This is a genomic window from Clostridium sp. E02 (genome assembly GCF_003833015.1).
Lineage (GTDB): Bacteria > Bacillota > Clostridia > Lachnospirales > Lachnospiraceae > Lacrimispora.
The window spans coordinates 34,398-55,395 of record NZ_RJLQ01000004.1 but is presented as its reverse complement, the minus strand read 5'-3'; the positions used below and the strand labels follow the sequence as shown (position 1 = coordinate 55,395).

General features: G+C 40.3%; 20 protein-coding genes. 6 read left to right on the top strand and 14 right to left on the bottom strand.

The window, feature by feature from the left end; genetic code table 11:
- Positions 1–14 precede the first annotated feature (14 nt).
- On the bottom strand, positions 15–1,007 hold the full coding sequence (locus tag EFT72_RS03705; protein ID WP_124065570.1) for a tripartite tricarboxylate transporter substrate binding protein: 993 nt from the start codon (positions 1,005–1,007) through the stop codon (positions 15–17).
- A 153-nt stretch (positions 1,008–1,160) separates the two neighbouring features.
- Here EFT72_RS03705 and EFT72_RS03700 point away from each other — a divergent pair, with 153 nt between their 5' ends.
- Entirely contained in the window at positions 1,161–2,075 is a 915-nt protein-coding gene (locus tag EFT72_RS03700) for a LysR family transcriptional regulator (RefSeq protein ID WP_124065569.1), read from the top strand.
- A gap of 114 nt (positions 2,076–2,189) precedes the next feature.
- Here EFT72_RS03700 and garD read toward each other — a convergent pair whose 3' ends face one another.
- On the bottom strand, positions 2,190–3,722 hold the full coding sequence (gene garD / locus EFT72_RS03695) for a galactarate dehydratase (protein ID WP_124065568.1): 1,533 nt from the start codon (positions 3,720–3,722) through the stop codon (positions 2,190–2,192).
- Between the two features lie 481 nt (positions 3,723–4,203).
- On the opposite strand from garD, the gene EFT72_RS03690 reads away from it, so the two are divergent.
- Positions 4,204–6,309, top strand: a complete 2,106-nt coding sequence (locus tag EFT72_RS03690) for an HAD family hydrolase (RefSeq protein ID WP_124065567.1) — start codon at positions 4,204–4,206, stop codon at positions 6,307–6,309.
- Here the strand turns inward: EFT72_RS03690 and EFT72_RS03685 are convergent, their stop codons facing one another.
- Entirely contained in the window at positions 6,310–7,182 is an 873-nt protein-coding gene (locus EFT72_RS03685) for an AraC family transcriptional regulator (RefSeq protein WP_124065566.1), read from the bottom strand.
- A gap of 131 nt (positions 7,183–7,313) precedes the next feature.
- Here EFT72_RS03685 and EFT72_RS03680 point away from each other — a divergent pair, with 131 nt between their 5' ends.
- Complete coding sequence (locus EFT72_RS03680) at positions 7,314–8,711, top strand: alpha-glucosidase/alpha-galactosidase (protein WP_124065565.1); 1,398 nt, start codon at positions 7,314–7,316, stop codon at positions 8,709–8,711.
- Between the two features lie 47 nt (positions 8,712–8,758).
- On the opposite strand, the gene EFT72_RS03675 is transcribed toward EFT72_RS03680, so the two are convergent.
- From EFT72_RS03675 to EFT72_RS03630, 11 genes are all read right to left on the bottom strand, one after another.
- Complete coding sequence (locus tag EFT72_RS03675) at positions 8,759–9,247, bottom strand: metallophosphoesterase (protein WP_124065564.1); 489 nt, start codon at positions 9,245–9,247, stop codon at positions 8,759–8,761.
- Positions 9,225–9,857 (bottom strand): RdgB/HAM1 family non-canonical purine NTP pyrophosphatase, encoded by a 633-nt coding sequence (gene rdgB / locus EFT72_RS03670; protein WP_124065563.1) that lies wholly within the window; start codon positions 9,855–9,857, stop codon positions 9,225–9,227. Before rdgB ends, EFT72_RS03675 begins: the two co-directional genes overlap by 23 nt.
- Positions 9,858–9,880: 23 nt before the next feature.
- The gene (locus EFT72_RS03665) at positions 9,881–11,158 is read right to left on the bottom strand and encodes a lectin like domain-containing protein (protein WP_243109937.1); all 1,278 of its coding nucleotides are present in this window, start codon (positions 11,156–11,158) and stop codon (positions 9,881–9,883) included.
- A complete protein-coding gene (locus EFT72_RS03660) occupies positions 11,148–12,317 on the bottom strand; it encodes a class I SAM-dependent RNA methyltransferase (protein ID WP_124065562.1) in 1,170 nt (389 codons plus the stop codon). Before EFT72_RS03660 ends, EFT72_RS03665 begins: the two co-directional genes overlap by 11 nt.
- Positions 12,318–12,866 (bottom strand): phosphodiesterase, encoded by a 549-nt coding sequence (yfcE, locus tag EFT72_RS03655; protein ID WP_124065561.1) that lies wholly within the window; start codon positions 12,864–12,866, stop codon positions 12,318–12,320.
- 69 nt (positions 12,867–12,935) lie between these two features.
- Positions 12,936–13,244 (bottom strand): rhodanese-like domain-containing protein, encoded by a 309-nt coding sequence (locus tag EFT72_RS03650; protein WP_124065560.1) that lies wholly within the window; start codon positions 13,242–13,244, stop codon positions 12,936–12,938.
- A 160-nt stretch (positions 13,245–13,404) separates the two neighbouring features.
- Positions 13,405–13,710 (bottom strand): hypothetical protein, encoded by a 306-nt coding sequence (locus tag EFT72_RS19125; RefSeq protein ID WP_164473061.1) that lies wholly within the window; start codon positions 13,708–13,710, stop codon positions 13,405–13,407.
- A gap of 196 nt (positions 13,711–13,906) precedes the next feature.
- Entirely contained in the window at positions 13,907–14,638 is a 732-nt protein-coding gene (locus EFT72_RS03645; protein WP_124065559.1) for a C40 family peptidase, read from the bottom strand.
- A gap of 126 nt (positions 14,639–14,764) precedes the next feature.
- Positions 14,765–15,457, bottom strand: coding sequence for a C40 family peptidase (locus tag EFT72_RS03640; protein ID WP_124065558.1), 693 nt, complete (start codon positions 15,455–15,457; stop codon positions 14,765–14,767).
- 164 nt (positions 15,458–15,621) lie between these two features.
- The gene (locus EFT72_RS03635; protein WP_124065557.1) at positions 15,622–16,068 is read right to left on the bottom strand and encodes a DUF1700 domain-containing protein; all 447 of its coding nucleotides are present in this window, start codon (positions 16,066–16,068) and stop codon (positions 15,622–15,624) included.
- A gap of 109 nt (positions 16,069–16,177) precedes the next feature.
- Positions 16,178–18,115 (bottom strand): fructose-1,6-bisphosphatase, encoded by a 1,938-nt coding sequence (locus EFT72_RS03630; protein WP_124065556.1) that lies wholly within the window; start codon positions 18,113–18,115, stop codon positions 16,178–16,180.
- Positions 18,116–18,347: 232 nt separating this feature from the next.
- Between EFT72_RS03630 and EFT72_RS03625 the strand changes: the two genes are divergently transcribed.
- From EFT72_RS03625 to EFT72_RS03615, 3 genes are all read left to right on the top strand, one after another.
- Positions 18,348–19,151 carry an MBL fold metallo-hydrolase gene (locus EFT72_RS03625; RefSeq protein ID WP_124065555.1) on the top strand — a complete coding sequence of 268 codons (804 nt, stop codon included), beginning with the start codon at positions 18,348–18,350 and terminating at the stop codon, positions 19,149–19,151.
- 82 nt (positions 19,152–19,233) lie between these two features.
- Positions 19,234–19,521 carry a hypothetical protein gene (locus EFT72_RS03620; RefSeq protein WP_124065554.1) on the top strand — a complete coding sequence of 96 codons (288 nt, stop codon included), beginning with the start codon at positions 19,234–19,236 and terminating at the stop codon, positions 19,519–19,521.
- Positions 19,522–19,699: 178 nt separating this feature from the next.
- Complete coding sequence (locus EFT72_RS03615) at positions 19,700–20,866, top strand: M23 family metallopeptidase (RefSeq protein ID WP_124065553.1); 1,167 nt, start codon at positions 19,700–19,702, stop codon at positions 20,864–20,866.
- The last annotated feature ends 132 nt before the right edge of the window (positions 20,867–20,998 follow it).

Below are 20,998 nucleotides of genomic sequence, written 5' to 3'. Positions count from 1 at the left end.
CCTTTCGTCAATGATTATTTTTGCAGCCCCAGCTGCTTTACTACCTCATTAATTTGGATCTGTGTATCCTCTACTGTCTTCATGCTCTCATCAAGACTTAAAAAATCCATTTCAAATCCTGCAGGTGCCAGAGTTTTATTGACATCTTCATTTTTCGCTGCCGCTGCATAGTAATCATGAATTTTTGCAGCAAGAGCCGGATCCATATCCTTTGGTCCAACGATTAACACATTAAACATCTGGAAGTAGAAGTCCACTCCCTGTTCAATGAAGCTTGAAACATCCGGAAGTACACTGCTGCGTCCCCCTTCTTCTGAATTCGATATGACAGCCAAAGCTCTTGCTTTCCCTGATTCTAAATATTGTCTTGCCTGATTCGTATTAACAAAACATGCATCAATACTATTACCCACCAGAGCAGTCAGTTTTTCCGTATCCGAGCCTGCTTCCACATACTTCACCTCAATTCCCGCTGCTTTAGCAAACAGACCAGTCTGAATGTGAACGGTTCCTCCAGTTTCAACACCAAACATCATTTCTCCAGGCATTTCCTTTGCTCCTGCAATCAGCTCATCTAATGTCTGATAAGGCGAATCCGCAGAGACAACCAGTACATTATTGGCTTTGTCTTTCGGTACCGCTACCCCAATTACGGTAAAATCAGAAGCGGCTGATTTGTTATAAATACCAGCTGCTGTCTTAATCAGCATAGTAATATGCCATTGAGTCAGCGTTGAACCATCCTTTTTGCCGGCTGCTGTCTTTTCACAGGCAACCACCCCGCCGCCGTCTGTATTATTAACAATCGTGATTGTAGAACCAGAATCCTTTGACACCTGATTTGCAAGGGCTCTTGCCATAACATCTGTTCCTCCCCCTGCTTTTGCCGGAACCTGAATCTCAACATTTTTAGCCCAGTCCCCTGATTTTGTGTTTGCAGATGAACAGCCACTGAGTGAAACAGCCATTATTCCTGCGAGAGCCAACCCCAATACTCTTTTTTTCATTTCCTTCTCTCCTTTTTATTAATTTTACACAATTTAAAATAAAAATTATTGAAAAATTTATTCAATATGATTATAATTGAAGTGTAACCTTATTACAACTTATTCATTTTAATATAATCTCTTAAAAAAATTAAGAATAGAAACGAGGTTTTTATGGATTTACGCCAAATTGAATATATCATTGCCATTGAGCAGGAAGAAAGCATCTCTAAAGCAGCAGAAAAGCTGTTCCTGACCCAGTCGGCATTGAACCAGCAGCTGCTGCGCCTGGAAAAGGAGCTGAGAACCCCCTTGTTTGAACGCAGAAAGCACAGCATGATCCCCACATTTGCAGGGCGAATTTATTTAAATGCTGCTCATCAGATAGCTGATTTGAAACAGGAAACCTACAAAATCATCCGAGACGTCTCCGGGGAACGGTGCGGAGAAATCTCCATTTCTTATACACCAGAACAGGGATCTTTAATGTTTTCCAACATCTATCCCCTCTTTCATTCCAGATATCCAGATGTCACCTTCCGTATCAAAGAAGCACGAGTTAAAAAAATGGAACAGCTTCTTCTTCAGAAAGAAGTTACCATGGCTTCTCTGACGTATTACGGCAATCACAAAAATCCTTTATTGGAATATCTGGATATGGAAGCGGAATATATGGTCTTGGGCCTCCCGGCTACGCATCCTCTGGCGCCTCTTGCCGGAAAGAAAAGCTTCGAGACACTTCCAACTATTGATCTAAAGCTGCTGCGCGAGGAAAGTTTTGCGTTAATATCCCGCGAGACCAGGATGAGGGATATGATAGACCAGGTGTTTGAATTCGCCGGCTTCTGCCCCAACATTCTTTTTGAACCCTCTACCACAAAAACCGTGGTTAATATGGTTAAACGCCAGGTATGCCCTGCATTTTTTCCCCAGTCCTATGTGGAGCCGGACGCACCAGTCGTCTACTTTACCGTTCCTCCAAGACATGCCTGGATGCGGTGTATGGCTCATTTAAAAGGCTGCTATCTTACGGAACCAGAAAAATATTTTATAGAACTGGCAACTCTCTATACAAGAGGAAAGCTTTAACTTTTTAAGACTGATTCCCATAAAAAATGTGCGATTCCTGTTACGGAACTGCACACTTTTTTTCTGTTTTAAGCTGATGACCAACTTTTTGTTGTGAAAAGCCATCTCTTTTTTCTAAGTGATCGGTGCCGGATTAAAAATGCACAAATCATTGTACAGCTTGTATTTTTCTGCCGCCGGCTGTATCGTTCCACTGGCTACCTCAAGGATACGTTCAAAAAGTTCAGTTCCAATTTCTGCAGTAGTCGCATCTCCTGTCGCAATGGGACCAGCATTTACATCAATTAAGTCTCCCCACATCTGCTTCATTTCATTTCTGGAACAGACCTTGATCACAGGGGCTGCTGCCAGACCATATGGTGTGCCTCTCCCCGTCATGAATACCTGAAGCGTAATTCCAGACGCGAGTTGACACGGACCACAGACAATATCACTTGCCGGAGTTGCAGCGTAGATGAGACCATGTTTGGAAGATCTTTCTGCAGGAGAAAGGACCTCTACGATTGGAGAAGTTCCAGACTTAGCAATCGAGCCCAATGCCTTTTCTACAATGTTACTTAATCCTCCCTTTTTATTCCCTGGTGTAGGATTGGCACTTCGGTCTACCTCACCTTCCAGAAGGTAATTATCATACCATTTCATTTCTCTGGCAAGCTTATCACAAACCTCCTGACTTACACATCGCTCTGCAATCGTATGCACACCATCCCGTACTTCGGTAACCTCTGAAAACATCACAGTGGCTCCTGCTTCTACCAGCATATCAGCCGCATAACCTGCAGATGGATTCGCTGTTACACCAGAAAAGGCATCGCTGCCTCCACACTGCATTCCAATGCAGAGATCAGACAAAGGAAGGATCTCTCTTTTTCTCTTGTTCAGAATCTGAAGCTTTTGATCTGCCATATTCATCAATGCTTCGATCATGGCTTCGTAGCCTGCCTGTTCCTGAAGAATTATCACATTATCCTTATTGATATCAGCTTCGTCTAACAGCTTATCTACCGTTAGTTTCTCACAGCCCAATCCTACAACCATCAGCTGACCTCCAAAATTTGGATTTTTTGTCAGGTTCTTAAGGGTACGGATTGGTATCACTGCTTCCGGAGCATTGATCGCCACGCCGCATCCGTAGGCATGATTAATTGGAACAATCTCATCTACATTTGGATACTTTGGCAGCAATTCCTCCTTCATTTTCTTTACCGCAACATTCAGTACACCCGTCACGCACTGAACCGTCGTGCTGATTCCCAGAATGTTTCTGGTTCCAGCATAACCACCATTGGGATTTCGATACCCTTTAAAAACTCTTTTAGGCGCTTTTGGAAGTTCGGTTACGATATTTTTTCCAAACTCCATATCATCCACCGATGGCGGTACTGGAAGCTCCAGCATAAATTCATGAATCCAATCGCCTTTTTGGATTGCTTCCTTTGCATATCCAAGGATCTTCCCATAACGTACCACACAGCCGCCTGCGCCGATATCCTTAAGTGCAACCTTATGCGCCTGTGGAATTACATTATTGGTAACAAACCCTTCTGCCACCTGCGTTCCCTTAGAAATATCTTTTACGGCAATGGCTACATTATCCTTCTCATTAATTCGCACAAAGAGAGGGCTGATCTGTAAAGTACCTGACATGATATACCTCCTATGACATGCTTCCTAATTGTTTTGTAAAGGTAATTATAGTTTTTCTATTTTTTCTTATCTATTGGCAGAAGCAATCAAAATACACTTATTTTTTGTTTTATATGTTATATCATTCATTTTTATTTCACTTTTGTTTCACTTTTGTTTCATCAAAGCCTGAAAACGTTTAAAAAAGTAAATTGACATTACGATCCGGACAACAATAATTTTCCTTAGTATCTTTGTTTTTCCCTTAAAAAAAGGACAAAGTACTGAAAATTTTCAAAAATAGCAGGATGCACAAAAAAACAGTGAAGTTCGAATGCTTCCTAGACTGTGTTTGATCAAAAGGATTAAAAAACACGAATTAATTTTGGTACATATGACTTTTTCGCCAATTAAGATATATAGTCTGTATTTGACAATTAATTCTCTCTATTGTAACATATAATCAGCATATTTATGAGACAGTTTAAAAGGAGGACACAGGATGAGAATTAAAAATAAAGAGATAACGGCCGCTATCTTTGACATGGATGGAACTATGTTTGATACGGAACGTCTTCGAATGAAAATGTTAAAACAGGCTTCACTGGAACAATACGGAAAAACCATACCAGAGCAATTGCTGTTTGATTCCCTGGGACTAAGTTCTGTTTCCGCAAAACAGTTATCCCTACAGGAATTTGGACCGAATTATCCTTATGAGAGTATACGAAAGAGAGCCGATGAGCTGGAAGTTTCCTATGTAAAAGAACATGGAGTTCCAGTAAAAAAGGGACTATTTGAAGTGTTAGAGCGGTTCAAACGCAACGAGGTTTTACTTGCCGTCGCCACTTCAAGCAAACGTATCATTGCAGAGGAATATTTAAGAGATGCCGATGTTTATAAATACTTTGACGTCGTTATCTGTGGAGATGAGGTTGTAAAAGGAAAGCCGGATCCGCAGATCTTTTTAAAAGCTGCAAGTGGCATTAACTGTCAACCGGAATCCTGTTTAATCTTTGAAGATTCCGAAAATGGACTTCTAGCGGCATCTAGGGCTGGAGGGCTTCCCATCTACATCAAAGATATAAAAGATGCCAGACCTGATATCAAAGAAAAAGCTTGGCTTCCCTATGAAAGCATGACAGAATTTCTTCAGGATCTGCGTCTTTATACAAAGAAATATCCCCTCCCAACTCTGAATGAACACTTCCCTCAAAACAATAATCAACTAGCAGCAGGAATCCATGGATTCGGTGCCATCGGCGGCGGATACTTGGCCCAGGTTTTCTCCCATTGGGATGGATATACCAGGCCGGGAACCATCATTGGCGCCACCAGAAATGAAAATTTAAGAAATATGGTCAATGCGTTTCACTGCTATCAAGTCAATTATGAAAGCCTTGCCTATGCACAGACCATACGAAATGTCACACTGATTGATATGGATCAGGAAGATGACATGATATCCATGTATCTTAAATCCGATATTATGGCACTCTGTCTTCCGGAAAAGGCCTTTCGGAAGCAGTCGATGATGACCGCAAAAGGACTTTTGGCACGAAAAGAGGCAGAAAAAGATCCACTAACCATTCTAGTTATCTTAAATAAGCTCCATGCTGCTTCCTACGTAAAGAAACAGATTAAAAAAGCATTGTTAGAACTTACTTCAGAACAAATCGCAGATGAAATCCTAAGCGAAACTTACTTTTGTGAAACCGTAGTCAACCGTATGGTATCTGCCATCCCGAAAGAAGAGCTGTTAAAACAGATTCAAAGAAAATTAAATTCTTTCAAAGATTCGGTTGCTGATACGGAACATTTAAAGAAATCTGTAATCAGCTTAAAGGGAATCACTCGTATCTTAAAAGACATTTCCTATATCCAGACAGAGTTATCCAGAGTAAATCTAGAATTATTTCGAAGTGAACCAGATATGACTCTTTATGTAGGTGGAACCAGCCCTGTGGTTCCTTATCTTCGCCAAGTAAAAATCATGGAAGATATTTTTCAGATGCAGGTGATTAAAAACCGTCTTTCAAACGGTACCCACGCAATCATTGCCTGGTATTGCTCTTTGCTTGGTTACAAAAGCATTGGCCAAGGAATGGGGGATGAACGCATCCTTTCCTTTGTTAAACGAATGATGGAAGAGGAAATTAAACCAACTCTGATTCAGAAAAACCCTGATTATGAGGAATACATCAATACCTTCACGAAAAACTTTATCAAACGATGCCGATTTTCTTTTAAAGATCCGGTAACCCGAGTGGGACGGGACCCGATCCGCAAACTGCAGCACAAGGAACGAATCCTTGGAACTATGGCTATGGTCAATGCCACAGGAACTGCCTGTCCACTTTTGGAATTTGGTGCTGCCCTTGGGTTCTACTACGGAATCACATTGAGGAATCCAGAGGACAGAGAAAGCATAACGCTAAGAAACCTCTACCGTCAAACAGAGAGCATCGAAAAGGTCCTTACCTACCAAGGCACCCTAGAAGGAAAACCCTGCCGGTTTTTAGACCCAGAAACCGACAAGGAAGCGATTACCCGAATCAGCGTTTGGTTCCATAAATTAATGAAGGAATCCATCTCAAATCCTGCGTAACTAAACTGAAGTATCACTAATTTTTTTGGCTTCCTTTCTATACCTCAAAGGAGTCATATCCGTATGATTTTTAAAAACCCGTTCAAAATAAGTCACACTTTCAAATCCCAGGATCAGAGAAATTTCAGTTATGGAATCTGTGCTGTGAAAAAGCAGTTCTTTTGCTTTTTTCACCCTGGCAAGATTCCTATATTCATTCACAGAAAAGCCCGTGACTTCCCGAAATATTCTGCTTAAATATGACTTACTAATATAAAAACGTTTGGCAAGTTCTTCTAAGCTTTCCCGTGTTTGGCAATGAAGGGTTAAATATTCTGCCACTTCATGTACTTTCCCATGTTTTGACGTCTGAACCGTTATTGGCATATCTATTCTTATGTTTTTTTTCCTGTTCCTGTAAACCATAAGAAGAATCCGAGCCATCAAAAGGCGCACCATGCTTTCATACCCAGCCCTCCGACTCTTTAATTCGGCCTGGATTTCCAAAAGAAGAGCATTCATCTCCTCCCACTCTTCCACAGAAAGTCTGGCAACACCATAATAATCTCCAAAAAGCTTCTCCAGAGAACAGATGCCAGCACGTAGCAGCCAAGGTTCCAATACACTTCCTTTTAACTGAAGGAGGATTCTATCGTGACTTTTGCTTCCGCACTGACTGGTCTTATGCACTTGTTGACGGTTGACCAAAACCACATCTCCCGTCTTAACGTAATAGGTCTCCTTCTCAATAAAGTAATATCGTTCTCCCTGCAATAAGAAATAAAGTTCATAGGTATCATGAAAATGTTTCACGGTCATAGAGAATTCCTGATCCCGAACCACTCGGTCTATGGTTACTCCCTCCATATGTTCCGAAAATATAATTTTGTCCATTGCTCCTCCACATTGGTGTCCGATTGTATGATTTTCACAAAAAAAGCCTCGATTATATAAGAATTATAATACTATAATCTATTATAATAAGCAAGAGAGAAGAAATTAATTTTCTGTATAGGAGGCGCAATATGAAGTGCATAAACAATCAGGTAAAGGATATAAATATCGCTTATATCGGCGGTGGATCCAGGGGATGGGCATGGACTTTTATGACTGATTTGTCCATGGAACCCAATATGAGCGGTACCATTCGTCTTTATGATATTGATGAAACAGCATCAAAGAACAATGAAATCATCGGAAATCAGTTAACCAGCCGGGAGGACACCCCTGGAAAATGGAATTATGTCACTTCCCCTACACTAAAAGAAGCCCTTACGGGATGCGATTTTGTGATTATTTCCATTCTTCCCGGTACGTTTGACGAAATGGAATCTGACGTTCACCTACCGGAACGCCTTTTCATCTACCAGTCAGTGGGAGATACGGCTGGACCTGGAGGAATGATTCGTGCACTCCGTACCATTCCCATGTTCGTCACCATAGCAGAAGCCATCAAAAATTACTCCCCCGATGCCTGGGTCATTAATTACACCAATCCCATGTCTTTATGTGTAAAAACCTTGTATCAGGTATTCCCAAAGATCAAAGCCTTTGGCTGCTGTCACGAAGTGTTTGGAACACAAAAGGTGTTAAAAGGAATCCTGGAAGAATCCATGGACATAAAAAACATCGACCGAAGAGAGATTCATGTCAATGTTCTTGGTATCAATCATTTCACCTGGTTTGATGAAGCCTCTTATCGGGGAATTGATTTATTCCCTGTATATAGAGACTATATTGAGCGTCACTTTGAAGAAGGATACCACGAACCGGACAAAAACTGGGCAAACAGCACGTTTGAGTGTGCACATCGTCTAAAATTCGATCTGTTCCGACGTTATGGATTGATTGCAGCAGCTGGTGACCGTCATCTGGCAGAGTTTATGCCAGGAGATACTTATTTAAAGGACCCAGAAACCGTAAAGGGCTGGAAATTCGGACTTACCACCGTGGAGTGGAGAAAAAATGACCTAAAAAAAAGGCTGGAAAAAAGCCACCGGCTGGTCAATGGGGAAGAAGAGATTGAGATTACGCCATCCGGGGAAGAAGGAATCCTTTTGATCAAATCCTTATGTGGACTTACACGGACCATCAGCAATGTTAATATCCCAAACACCCAGAATCAGATTACGAATCTTCCAACCGATGCTGTGGTAGAAACAAATGCTGTATTCAGCCTTGACAGCATCAAACCCGTGGCTGCCGGTGCTTTGCCAGATCAAATCCTTGAATTAATCAAACCTCATATTAAAAATCATCAATGGATTCTTGAAGCAGCACTGACTTATAACCGCCCTCTGGTTTACAAAGCATTTCTTCATGATCCTCTCATTATGGGACGGGTCCCCGAGGAATCCGTTATAAAACTTGCAGATGATATGATTGATAACACAATTAAATACTTGCCCGACGGCTGGAAATAATAGTATGCCCGATTGCGCTACGCAGTCGGGCATATTTTAACGCTCATTCATCGAAGAAAATTTAATGTGAAATGGGCTTTATTCTGTTCATCTAGTTCCATCAGCATGTATGACGGCTTCCTGCCTTCTTGACGAGGATAGGATAAACTTCCTGGATTTATTACGATGATCCCATTATGTACCTCATAAAACGGTCTATGGGTGTGACCATACATAACAAGATTTAAGTTGCGATCTTTGGCTTCCTGTATCAATCGCTCTACCCCTAAAGAAACGTTATAATAATGTCCATGGGTTAATAGAGTCCGATATTGGCCAATTTTTATCTCCTTCTCCCGATCCAGGTTTGAAAAGAAATCATTGTTGCCTGAGACCATATAAAGTTCACAATCTTTATTAAGCCAACCAGCGATCTTATCTTCACTGCCTTCTGAATCTCCCAGATGAATCAACATATCAAACGGTTCTGTCTCTTCTATTACTTTTCGCAGATTCTCATCTTTGCGGTGAGTATCACTGACAATCAGTACTTTCATCTGATTCCTCCCCAAAGATTTCAACTAACTTTTCCTTCATCGCTTCCAGTGCTTTCCCTCGATGGCTGATTTTGTTTTTCTGTTCCATGGATAATTCTGCGGCCGTTAAACCAAATTCTGGAATATAGAGGATTGGATCATAACCAAACCCTCCGTTTCCTGAAGGCTTGTCTGCAATCAGACCCTCCATGGTTTCTTCCGTATGAAGAACAGAACTGTCAGGTAAAATTGCAGCTATATTACAAACAAAACGGGCGCTTCTTTCCTTTCCGGTAAATGCAGCCGACCGGTCAATGATATTCTGGTTCTTCACCTCATAAGAAGTATCTTCTCCTAAATATCTGGCTGAATAAATTCCTGGTTCCCCATGAATACAGTCCACCACCAATCCAGAATCATCGGCAAGAACGATTCCACCTGTAAGTTCCCACACGGCCCTTGCCTTGATCTTAGCATTCTCACCAAATGTTTTTCCATCTTCCACAATATCCAGAGAAACACCTGCCTCTTTCATGGAAACCACTTCAAATTTAAGGTTCTTTAAAATCTCCCGGATTTCCTTCATTTTTCCTTCGTTGCCAGTAGCAAATACCAATTTTTTAACACTCATCTGTTTTCTCCTTACTAACCAGTCTACCGGTCTGTCGTATATGCCTTTAAACATAGATTGCAGTTTTGCTTCTTCTCTACCCTCTCCCACATAACTCCATCGGAGCTGATATAACCTTCCCCATCGGTAAGATCCACATAGGTAAGCCCGTCACCTGCATCAAATTCAATGGCAGCAGGCTGACTGGCATCCGGGGTGGTAATCTTTGCAATGATTGCAAAGCGCTGACCTTTTTTCAAATTACGCTCTTTGTTTTGAATGTCATCAAAAGAAACCGTATAGTATCCACTGTAATCCAATGTCCCTTTTGCCAGAAGGATCTTTTTTTCAAACGCATTGTTTTGAAGGATCTCTTCTTCACTTCCTACCATAGATATTCCGTAAATTTCATAGGAGGTATGACGCCCTGTGGCATAAAATCCGGCTCCTTTTATACGTTCCCTCCCCTTTGATTCATATACATTGGAGATCCATATCGTATCCTTTTCATATCCCAGCTGGCCGACCCATCCCCTAAGATCGGTTTGATAGATATGATCCGAGGATGAGGCATCGTCGGTCCGAGTATACACAAGATTATCCAATCCAATATTAGAATCATAATAAGAAACGTAAAAATAGCCCTGATCCCCGAAGCTGTCTCCCCAACTATTCATGCAGATAAATGCCCCATCTCCATTCACTGAAATCGGGAATTTTTCCTTGGGATACGCATCATCCCAACCAATAATTACCGAATCGTGATTGGCTCTACTGGAACCTAGATAGCAATAGGCAGATTCTTTTTCGTTGTAATATTCTGATTGACTGACTTCATCATTTATTACCGTGTAAAGAGAGCTTTGCACGGCTCCGTACTGAATCACTGCCCTTTTTATCTTCTCGTAATCCTTTCCCGGTATCATTACAATCTCCTGCACGTGTTTCGCTGCCAGAAGACTGTTCCCACGAACCGGTCCTGTCCAAGATAAAAGATAAGCCATGGACATGGTGTAAGATCCTCCCTCTCGGTTTGGAAGGCTAAATCCATTGTTTCTAGTCATGTGGTCTTCAGAAAAATCCCACTTTTCCTCTGGAAGCAGACTCGCTTCCAGAGCCTGTAGGGATGCAAAAGCCCAACAATTTCCATTGCTACCCTGGTTTTTGATTGCCGGAACCCTGCCTTTTTCCCTCCCGTCATATGTGGAGGGAAGTTCTTTTCTCTCAATCACCGAAATTGGTTTTGATAAATTTGATACACAAAAGGCGGTCATACAAAATCCTGCTGCCAGAAATCGAAACAGCCATTTTTTATTGATCAATGGATTCTCCTGTTTTTTTCTTTGGGGGCTTTGGCCCCATAAATTGATAATAATAAGTTTTCATCATTCCATTATAGATTTTACGGTTCTTATCTGCCTTTTTACCAATGTACTTTTCTGCATCTTCGTATGCAGATATCATATACATAGACCAAGAATCCATTGCCTTGTACCGCTCTCCTATCTGACGGTAAAGCTCTGGTAGATCTTTCTTTTCTTCAATTCTTTCTCCATATGGTGGATTCATTATAATAAAGCCGTATTTTTTTGGATGGCTCATAGCAGATACCGGACGTTGCTGAAAATGGATCAAATGATCCACTCCTGCGGATTCTGCATTGGCTCTGGCTGCTTTTACAATCTCTCCATCTATATCATATCCTTGAATATCTACCTTCACGTCTGTATTCATCAGATCATTGGCTTCGTCCATGGCATCATACCAGCATTTCTTGGGGATTATGTTCTTCCAGTCCTCTGATATAAAGGAACGATTCATCCCTGGGGCCATATTAGCTGCCATCATTGCCGCCTCTATGACAAACGTCCCACTTCCACAAAATGGATCAATGAGAATTCGCTCTCGGTTCCATGGAGTTAACATAATAAGTGCGGCTGCCAGCGTTTCAGTAATGGGAGCCTTACTTGTCAAAGTACGATATCCTCTTCTATGAAGTGACTCTCCTGTCGTATCTATGCCGACTGTAACCTGATCTTTATAAAGAAATACTCGAAGAGGGTACTTGCTTCCATTTTCCTCAAACAACTCGGTCTGATAGGCAGATTTCATTCGTTCTACCATAGCCTTCTTCATAATGGACTGGATATCTGAAGGACTAAATAGTTTGCTTTTGATGGATGATGCCTTGGCTACCCAAAACTTACCATCTTTTGGAATGTAATCCTCCCAGGCAATCCCTTTTGTCGCCTGAAAGAGCTCTTCAAATGTCTCCGCATGGAAACACCCAACTTTTAGAAGAACTCTTTCTGTTGTCCGCAAAAATACATTTGCGCGGCAAATAGCTTCGTCGTCCCCAAGAAAGGTCACTCTTCCGTCCTCTACCTGTATAATATCATAACCAAGATCTGTGATCTCTCTCTTTAATACTGCTTCCATGCCAAAGTGACAAGGTGCAATCAATTCAAATGTTCTTTTCATTTATTCTCCTAAGTTCATCTCTTTTACTATATTCCCATCAAAATCAATAATACTAAATTTGCTATGCTCTAATACTGCATAGGTCGGTGGGTTTCCTCCCTTTGGTATGGAAACAGAACCAGGATTTAATATGGTTATGTCGTCATAAGTTTCTGCTGTTAATAAATGGGTATGTCCGTGAAGCAGGATATCTCCTTTTTTAACTGGAGGCAGATGATCCTTATTAAATTTGTGGCCATGGGTTGCATAAATGGTCTGGCCATCAATGTCAAGCAACGCATAGTCTGATAGAATCGGGAATTCTAATACCATCTGGTCTACTTCAGTATCACAGTTTCCACGTACACAGTATATCTGATCTTTATAGTGATTTAACATAGAAATCACTTCTTTCGGCGCATATTCTTTTGGAAGGTCATTTCTTGGTCCGTGATAAAGAATATCTCCCAGAAGAAGCAGACGGTCTGCTCCTGAATTTTTATATGCATGCAACAACTCTTTGCAATAGTAAGCAGAGCCATGGATGTCGGAAGCAATCACTAATTTCATATTCATTCTCCTTTTGTGCTTAATAGGTATATTTTAAAGCTATCGTAGTGTATCTGTCAATGAGTTTACCTAACCACGCACCATATATTTCCCTTTATAATATGCAATTCCATTGGCTATATTAATCACATGATACCCAAGAGGTTCTAAATTCCTACATATTAACATACTTTGACTTCCTCTGGAACAATAAAAAATAAGTGTCTTATCTCTAGGTAGTTTCTCTTTCCATTCCTCCATGCGTTCAAATGGTAGATTTACCGCACCTTTTATATGTGATCTTGCATACATAAAGCGAGTTCGAAGATCTATAATCATTAATTGATTGTTCTGATCCATATATTGGTCCAAATCCCATACTGGTATTGTATTGAACATACGATCACCTGTCCTTTCTACTATTAATATATTCAAAACTTCTCAGGATGGGAAAATAGGTATGTTCTTTGATCTGATTTATTTTTTTATCCAAAAAACGTGGGAAAGGACCTATCGTCTCTTTCCCACGCTTTTCTAGGGTGTGTATTCTTTTTGCCGATTAGTAGGAGTTATTCTTCGTGTTGTTTCTAGTTGAATCATAGGAGCTGTTACGGCTGTTGTTTTGGCTGTTGTTTTGACTCTTGTTTTGGTTGTTATTTGTACTCTTGTTTTGGCTGTTATTTGAACTCTTGTTTTGACTGTTGTTCATGTTGTTCTGGTTGTTGTTCATGTTGTTCTGGCTGTTGTTCATGTTGTTCTGGCTGTTGTTCATGTTATTTTGGCTGTTGTTCTGGCTGGAGCTATGGTAATTTTTTGTAGAATTATCCATATCGCTGTAGCTATCATTGTAATTATTGTTCGACATTTTATTACCTCCTATAAACGTTTGTTGTTACATGCTCTATTATGGCAATATCCAAAAAGATTATACTCAAATTTTTATTTAAAATTTAAAAAATCAAATCGTTTTTCGAACGTTTAAAAGCATACAAATAGGCCCCCGGCAATCCCATGCCGAAGGCCCTATATCCCTATCCAAAATCCGGTTGTCCGCTAAATTATTAATCGCCAATTACATTGACTATTTTTACAGGGGTCCGATAGTTCCATGGAGATGTCTTAATCCCTGTACGGTAAGTAGATGCATGTACTACCTGTCCATTGCCCATGTACATAGCAACGTGATTGATGGAACTTCTGCTTCCATAAAAAATCAAATCTCCTGGACGCATCTGATCTGAGCTGATGGATTTTCCCTGCATGGCCTGTCCACCCGAAGAACGATTAATCGTTAAACCTGCTGCATGCTGCATGACATATCTGGTAAATCCAGAGCAATCAACTCCTGTATGAGGATCACTGCCTCCGTAAGAATAACGTCCACCTACAAATTGCAGTGCATAATCAACTATACTCTGTCTAAAATTATCCTTTGAATCCTCTGCTGCTTTCACTTCCAGTTCTTTTAAAGTCTTCTCATCCGTAGAAATCACAGTTGCATTCCCTTCTACTGGAAGATAACCATATGTATCATTTACTTTAACCTTCATATATCCATCACCCATATCTTCCATCACTTCAAAGGAAGAACCCTTGGATGCATTCATAAGCAAATCCTTGCCTGTTTCATCTTTACTAATTGATACCTGTTCCGCTTCAACGGTTACCATAAAACTTCCATAACTAAGACCCGGACCGGCAACCTCATCTGCTCTTACATTTGAAGGACACACGATCAACATCGCGCCACAAAAAGCCATAAATCCTAACGTTTTCCAAGTTTTGTTTATCATAGGGAAATTCGCTCCTGTTTCTCTTTTTTCAAATGTTACGTAATTATTAATTTCATTACGGTTATTATACAATTATTTTATTTTTTCGTCAAGTATTATTTAAAACTGCACGAATATAAATTTATTTTAGTTCAATACGCTGACAAATTTCACAGGATTTCGATACATCACGTTCGTTTCAATGATTCCTGTCTTTTCTGTCGATGCATGCACAACCTTACCATCTCCCACATAGAGCGCAACATGACTGATCCTGCCTTTCCTTCCATAAAACACCAAATCTCCTGGTCTAGCTGTTTCATAGTTTACCAGCGTACCTTCTTTCGCCTGTACTCTGGAACTGTGACTTAACTCAACTCCAGCTGCATGCTGTAAAACGTATCGGGTGAAGCCTGAACAATCCACTCCTGTATTGGGATTTACGCCGCCATAAATATATCTTCCTCCGATAAACCGGCTCGCATAATCCGCAACTTTGTTCCTTATCAGTGCATCTTTGTCCACTGTTTCCTGCGTTTTCTCGATCAGAGTCACAGTATCACTCGGTATGTAACCTTCTCCAGCCGATGTTTTCACTTTCAACCAGCCATCCTTTTCCGTTTCAACTACTTCATACGTTTGACCTTGGGTTGTTTTCTCAACAATCATTCCATCGCTGCCGGCAACACTCCTGACAGATTCAGGCTTATCAGCCTGCGCATATAACGTTGTACTAGTTTCAACTGTAATTTCACCAGCCTCTGCATCTGTCGGTACCACCAGACAAAGACTTGTTAAGAGTCCCAAAAGACCCATGGCTTTCATCATTTTCAACTTCATATGAAATCTCCTATATGACTTAAATGTTACGTAAATGTTACATTTCGAATTATATACGAATCCCCTCTGTTTGTCAAGAAAAAACGGCAATTATGATGTATTTGCACCATAATTGCCGTTACACTTTTGTAATATTTAATTGTTTTTATTCATAATTTGAGTTTTTAGCGCCTTAGCCCTCTTATAAACCAGTAGATCAGCAATACCATCAACAAAGGTCCCATCAGAGGCATGATAAGAGCAAAAATTCCAGTAACGATACTCGCTAGTAAAAAGAAAAAGAGGATAACGGTAAGAACACCAAGAAGTTTCCAATACCACTTGCTAAAATCAATTACATGCATCCGCCGTCCTGAATCGGAAGACTCCTCATTCACAGTCTGACTGGAGCTATGGTACGATTCATTTGCATTCTCACTGGCTTCCATAATCGTTTTGGCAATCAGCCTCGGATCTCCTATCGAAGCAATGACGTCCTCTTCCCTTGTACCATGATTCACTTCTGTGCTAATATAGTCATGATAAAACCTGATATTTTCCTCGATAATATGTCCAGGTACTTCACCTGTCAGAGTATCCCTTAGACGTTGTAAAAATTCCTGTTTGCTCATCTGAGCCTCCTTCAAAAAAGTAACTAACTTCTATTATCTTATCATTTGAACGAGCAATCGTAAAGAAATCTTCTCTGAAATAATTCTTAAAATTTCATAATATGACTGATTATTCTACTTTTTCTTTTAAAATTCCTTCCCGATATGCCAAAACCAGTTCTTTCAAATCCTCTATCTGTTCTAACAGCTCTTCTCCCTTATCCGTATCTGCCACCATAATCCTGCGCTTCCGGTTCTCGACTACAGAAACCTTTGGTGTACTTTCCTTCTGGGGATCAAAGGGCTTATGCTCTGCCAATGCCAGGTGATTGGAATTCGAAATTAGTGTATACCCGGCAATACCAGTCTTTGACTGATACGCTTTCGATAGTCCACCATCAATTAAAAACAGCTTTCCTCCAGCCTTAACTGGGGATTCCCCTTCTTTTATCTTAACTGGTACGTGTCCATTGATAATATGGGAACCCTCTCCACAAATTCCAAATTCTTTTAATATCTTTTCACAGCATTCTTCCTGTACACTAAGACGGTAGTACGGATTCATGGGTTCTTTTTTCGTCTCTTGATCTTGGATAAAATAATGCTCAAACGTTGTCATTTTACCTTTCCCATAGAGAGGCGATTTGGCTCCACACCATAAATACCACATGAAATCAATGGCATTTTTCTTCTCTTTGGTGTGTTCCGGCAGAAAATATGCATTTTGAACCATACCATCTACGTAATCCATCAATGCTCTCCCCACATAAGCCTCGTCTCCTACCGTTATATCATCAAAAGATCCGTCTTCCCTCATGGGAATACAACCATGGTATAAAAGATTAGAATTGCAGCATTTATACATACTACCATGAGAATACAAAAATCTTACATGTTTATGAAGCAGGTCATTATGTAGAAAAGAAAGATTAAGCGTATGAAGCAGGTCTTCCTCTTCTTTTGTGAGACATAGCGGATTCTCTTTATCCACGGTGGGAAGGAACGAATCAAGCAATGAATATTCTTTTCCCTCAATTTTAACCACACCCTGTTTAAAATCAATGGAATTCAATAAAATTCTGTCATTCATCTGATACTCTGGGTGCCGCTTTATAATCTGTCCTTCTACTTTAAACTGAATGACCGCAATGGCCTTATGCATCTTAGCCGCCAATCCAGGGTCAACGGCATCATATATATTTTCATCCAAAATCTGAGGAATAAACCGCTCACAGGGATCATCTTGGTATACGCTGGCAGCAAACATAGACAAAGGTCTTAGGTTAATTCCGTATCCCTCTTCCAAGACATCAAAGCTATTATAGCGAATGGCCATTCGAAGCACATTGCAAATACATGCTTGATTCCCAGTTGCCGCTCCCATCCAGGAGATATCATGGTTGCCCCACTGGATGTCTACATCATGGAATTGAAGCAATTCATTCATTATAATATCAGCCCGTGGTCCACGGTCAAATATATCTCCTATGATATGAAGACTGTCGACGGTTAAATTCTTAATCAGTTCACAAAGTGCAATTATAAACTTGTCCCCAATTCGAATGTCAATGATAGACCGAATAATCTCACTATAGTATACACGCTTATTCTCATCGTTATAATCCACATGAAGAAGTTCATCAATAACATAGGCAAATTCCAGCGGCATCTTTTTTCTCACCTTAGATCTGGTATATTTTGAAGAAACCACCTTGCAAATCTGCACCAAACGGTATATGGTCACCCGTTTCCATTCATCGTTTGCCAGCTCGTTAAGTTCCATCTGATTCAGGATTCGTTCCGGGTCATAGATTAGATTTGCCAGCTCCACTTCTTCTTTCTCCGGTATGATATGGCTAAACGTTTCGGTAATCTTTTCCCGTATCACACCTGAGGCACTTTTTAGAAGATGTAAAAAGGCTTCATATTCTCCATGTAGATCGCTGAAAAAATATTCGGTTCCTTTGGGCAATCCACGGATGGCAGTTAAATTAATAATCTCACTGGAAGCTGCTTTGATGGTAGGATACTCCTTTGCCAAAAGTTTTAAATATGCCAGATCTCTCATAATGATACTCTCCTTTTAAAGCAAGTTACATATAAGCCCAATGAGGGGCCAGTAGTTTACAAACTATAATACCATAAATGAATTATTTCCTCCACATGATTTTTTTGCTGCTCTGCTTAATAAAGTAATTGAACTATGAACTACAAACAATACATGGCTTGAAAGATTGTCTATTTTCATCTATAATTTAGCATATGTGAAGTTAAACCCTAACTAGAAAAAGGAGACACAAATGGAACAATTATATGTTTTCGGAACCGGTAATGCGACTGCTACCCGATATTACAATACTTGTTTTGCCCTAAAAAAAGGGCAGGAATTTTTTATGGTCGATGCAGGTGGCGGGAATGGAATTATTCGTATTTTAAATGACATGAAAGTCGATCTGACTCATATCCATAATCTATACGTCTCTCATGCACATACGGATCATATACTCGGTGTCATCTGGATGGTACGGATAATCGGCACCAGAATGAAATCTGGAATGTATGAAGGCGAGCTAAATATATACGGTCATAAAAACCTGGTAACCGTACTTGATACACTCTGTAAGCTCACATTGCAGAAAAAATTCTATGATCTAATCGGGGACAAGATTCATCTAATCCCTGTATCAGATGGAGAAAGCCGATCAATTCTTGGATGTGATGTGACCTTTTTTGATATTCATTCAAATAAAATGGAACAATATGGGTTTACTATGGCATTAAACGACGACAAACAACTAACATTTTGTGGAGATGAACCCCTTCACCCTCTCTGTGAGAAATATGCCAAATCTTGTAATTGGCTGCTTCACGAGGCATTTTGTCTATATGAAGAGAGAGAGAAATTCAAACCCTATGAAAAGCATCACAGTACGGTAAAAGATTCCTGTGAACTTGCCAATCAGCTGGGCGTAGAACATCTGATTCTATGGCATACGGAAGATAGCCATGGTAGTCTTCGAAAGGATCTTTACTTAAAAGAAGGGACTCCATTCTTTACTGGTACACTAGAGGTTCCAGAGGATGGGGAAATTCTTCCATTATAATAGAATTATCTCTGCAAATACTCACGCTCGTCCCCGGCTCTGCATATGATATAACAATAGTAACAGCAAAGGAGTTTTTGGCATGTTCTGCCCGGAAGCATTTACCCCTTATCGTGACGTAGACTGCAGAGATTTAGCGGTATTCTATGAAGCCACCTGTGAACTTAGGGGTTCCACTTATAAACCTTACCTGGTCGCAACCAGAAAAGCCAGGGGAATTTATTACCGTTTTATCTGCAATACTACGTTTATGACCAGACCTCCACAGAACGCTATTACCATGGTGTTAATTTTAAAACCCTTTTGCAGAGATAATGATATTAAAAAAGCTTATGTCTTAACGATTTGTAAAATGGGCTGCTGCAAATAAACAAATAGAACGAAGTCTTGTGGGTACTGTATTCTCAGTCAATAATCGAATGCAGTACTCTTTCATATGTATACATATCTTTGTCATAGGATCCCATTTTTTTGCATATCTTATATAGGAAAGCTTAACTTGCTTTCCCTTTTCACATGTATCTCAAGGTATGACAAGGAGAACCTTTATGAACCTGTTTAAAAAAGATTTCAAATTCACACCAATGCTTCGTCACCGTTTTATCATATACATAGAAGTCATAATTCTAACCCTTCTTCTGGTTTCTCTTTTTTTTGTCTCTCCAGCCAATAAGTTTTCCTTTCCCGTCATGAATCAGGATGGAGAAGCAAGTCCTTCACAGACGAAAAAATTTATCAAGTGGGTTGATTTTAACGTTACTTTAAAGCCAATGCAAGAGGCATTCCGCTATGATGTAAATACCTGCCAGTCGGATCATCATTTAAACTGGGTGGATCTTCTTTCTTATTTAGGTGCCCGCTATGGAGGCGATTTTTCCAGATATTCCACCAAAGATTTAGACCAGCTTGCAGAGCAGCTCCTAACTGGAAAAACCATGGAAGAATTGACTGCTAAAATGAAATACTATACTTACTACAGAGAAGCCTACGGTGCTATATTAGACGGTCTTGTTGGAACCTATGAGATAGAAATCCCCACAGAAAATGCTCCCCTTTATGCTTCTCCTTCCCTTCTTCCAGATGGATCTGTAAACCCAGATAAAGTCTGGGTAACCAAATATGGACTAAAGGGTTTTTCCCCAATTGCAAAGGGATTTCCTTATAATGACTTTGATGACTTTGGAGTTGCCCGCTCGTATGGCTACAAACGACAACATTTAGGTCATGATATGATGGGGCAAGTTGGAACCCCAGTCATTGCAGTGGAAAGTGGATATGTCGAAGCCATTGGTTGGAATCAGTATGGTGGATGGAGGCTTGGCATCCGCAGTTTTGATGGAAAACGATATTACTATTACGCACATTTAAGGAAAAATTATCCTTACCATAAATCCTTAGAACAAGGTAGCATTGTAACCGCAGGTGATGTGATAGGTTATATGGGCCGAACTGGATACAGCCGAACGGAAAATACCAATAATATCAACCAGTCACATTTGCATTTCGGACTCCAGCTTATCTTTGATGAGTCTCAAAAGGAAGGAAACAATGAGATCTGGGTAAGTGGTTATGAACTAATTAAATTTCTATCCATGAACCGGTCCGAGACAATAAAAAATCTGGAAACCAAAGAATATAGCCGGGTTTACGACATGAAAGATCCTGGCATTCCAGAAAATTTTGTTCCTCCGCCTCCACCTGAACCTAAAAATTAATTGCAAGCAAAAATCGAAACCGGCATTTTCTTTGATCTACGGATTGAAAATGCCGGTTTTCTTTGCATTTTTTTCTTGACATTCGTCCGATATCGTACTACAATAAGTCCGATTGTAGACTAAGTAGGAGGT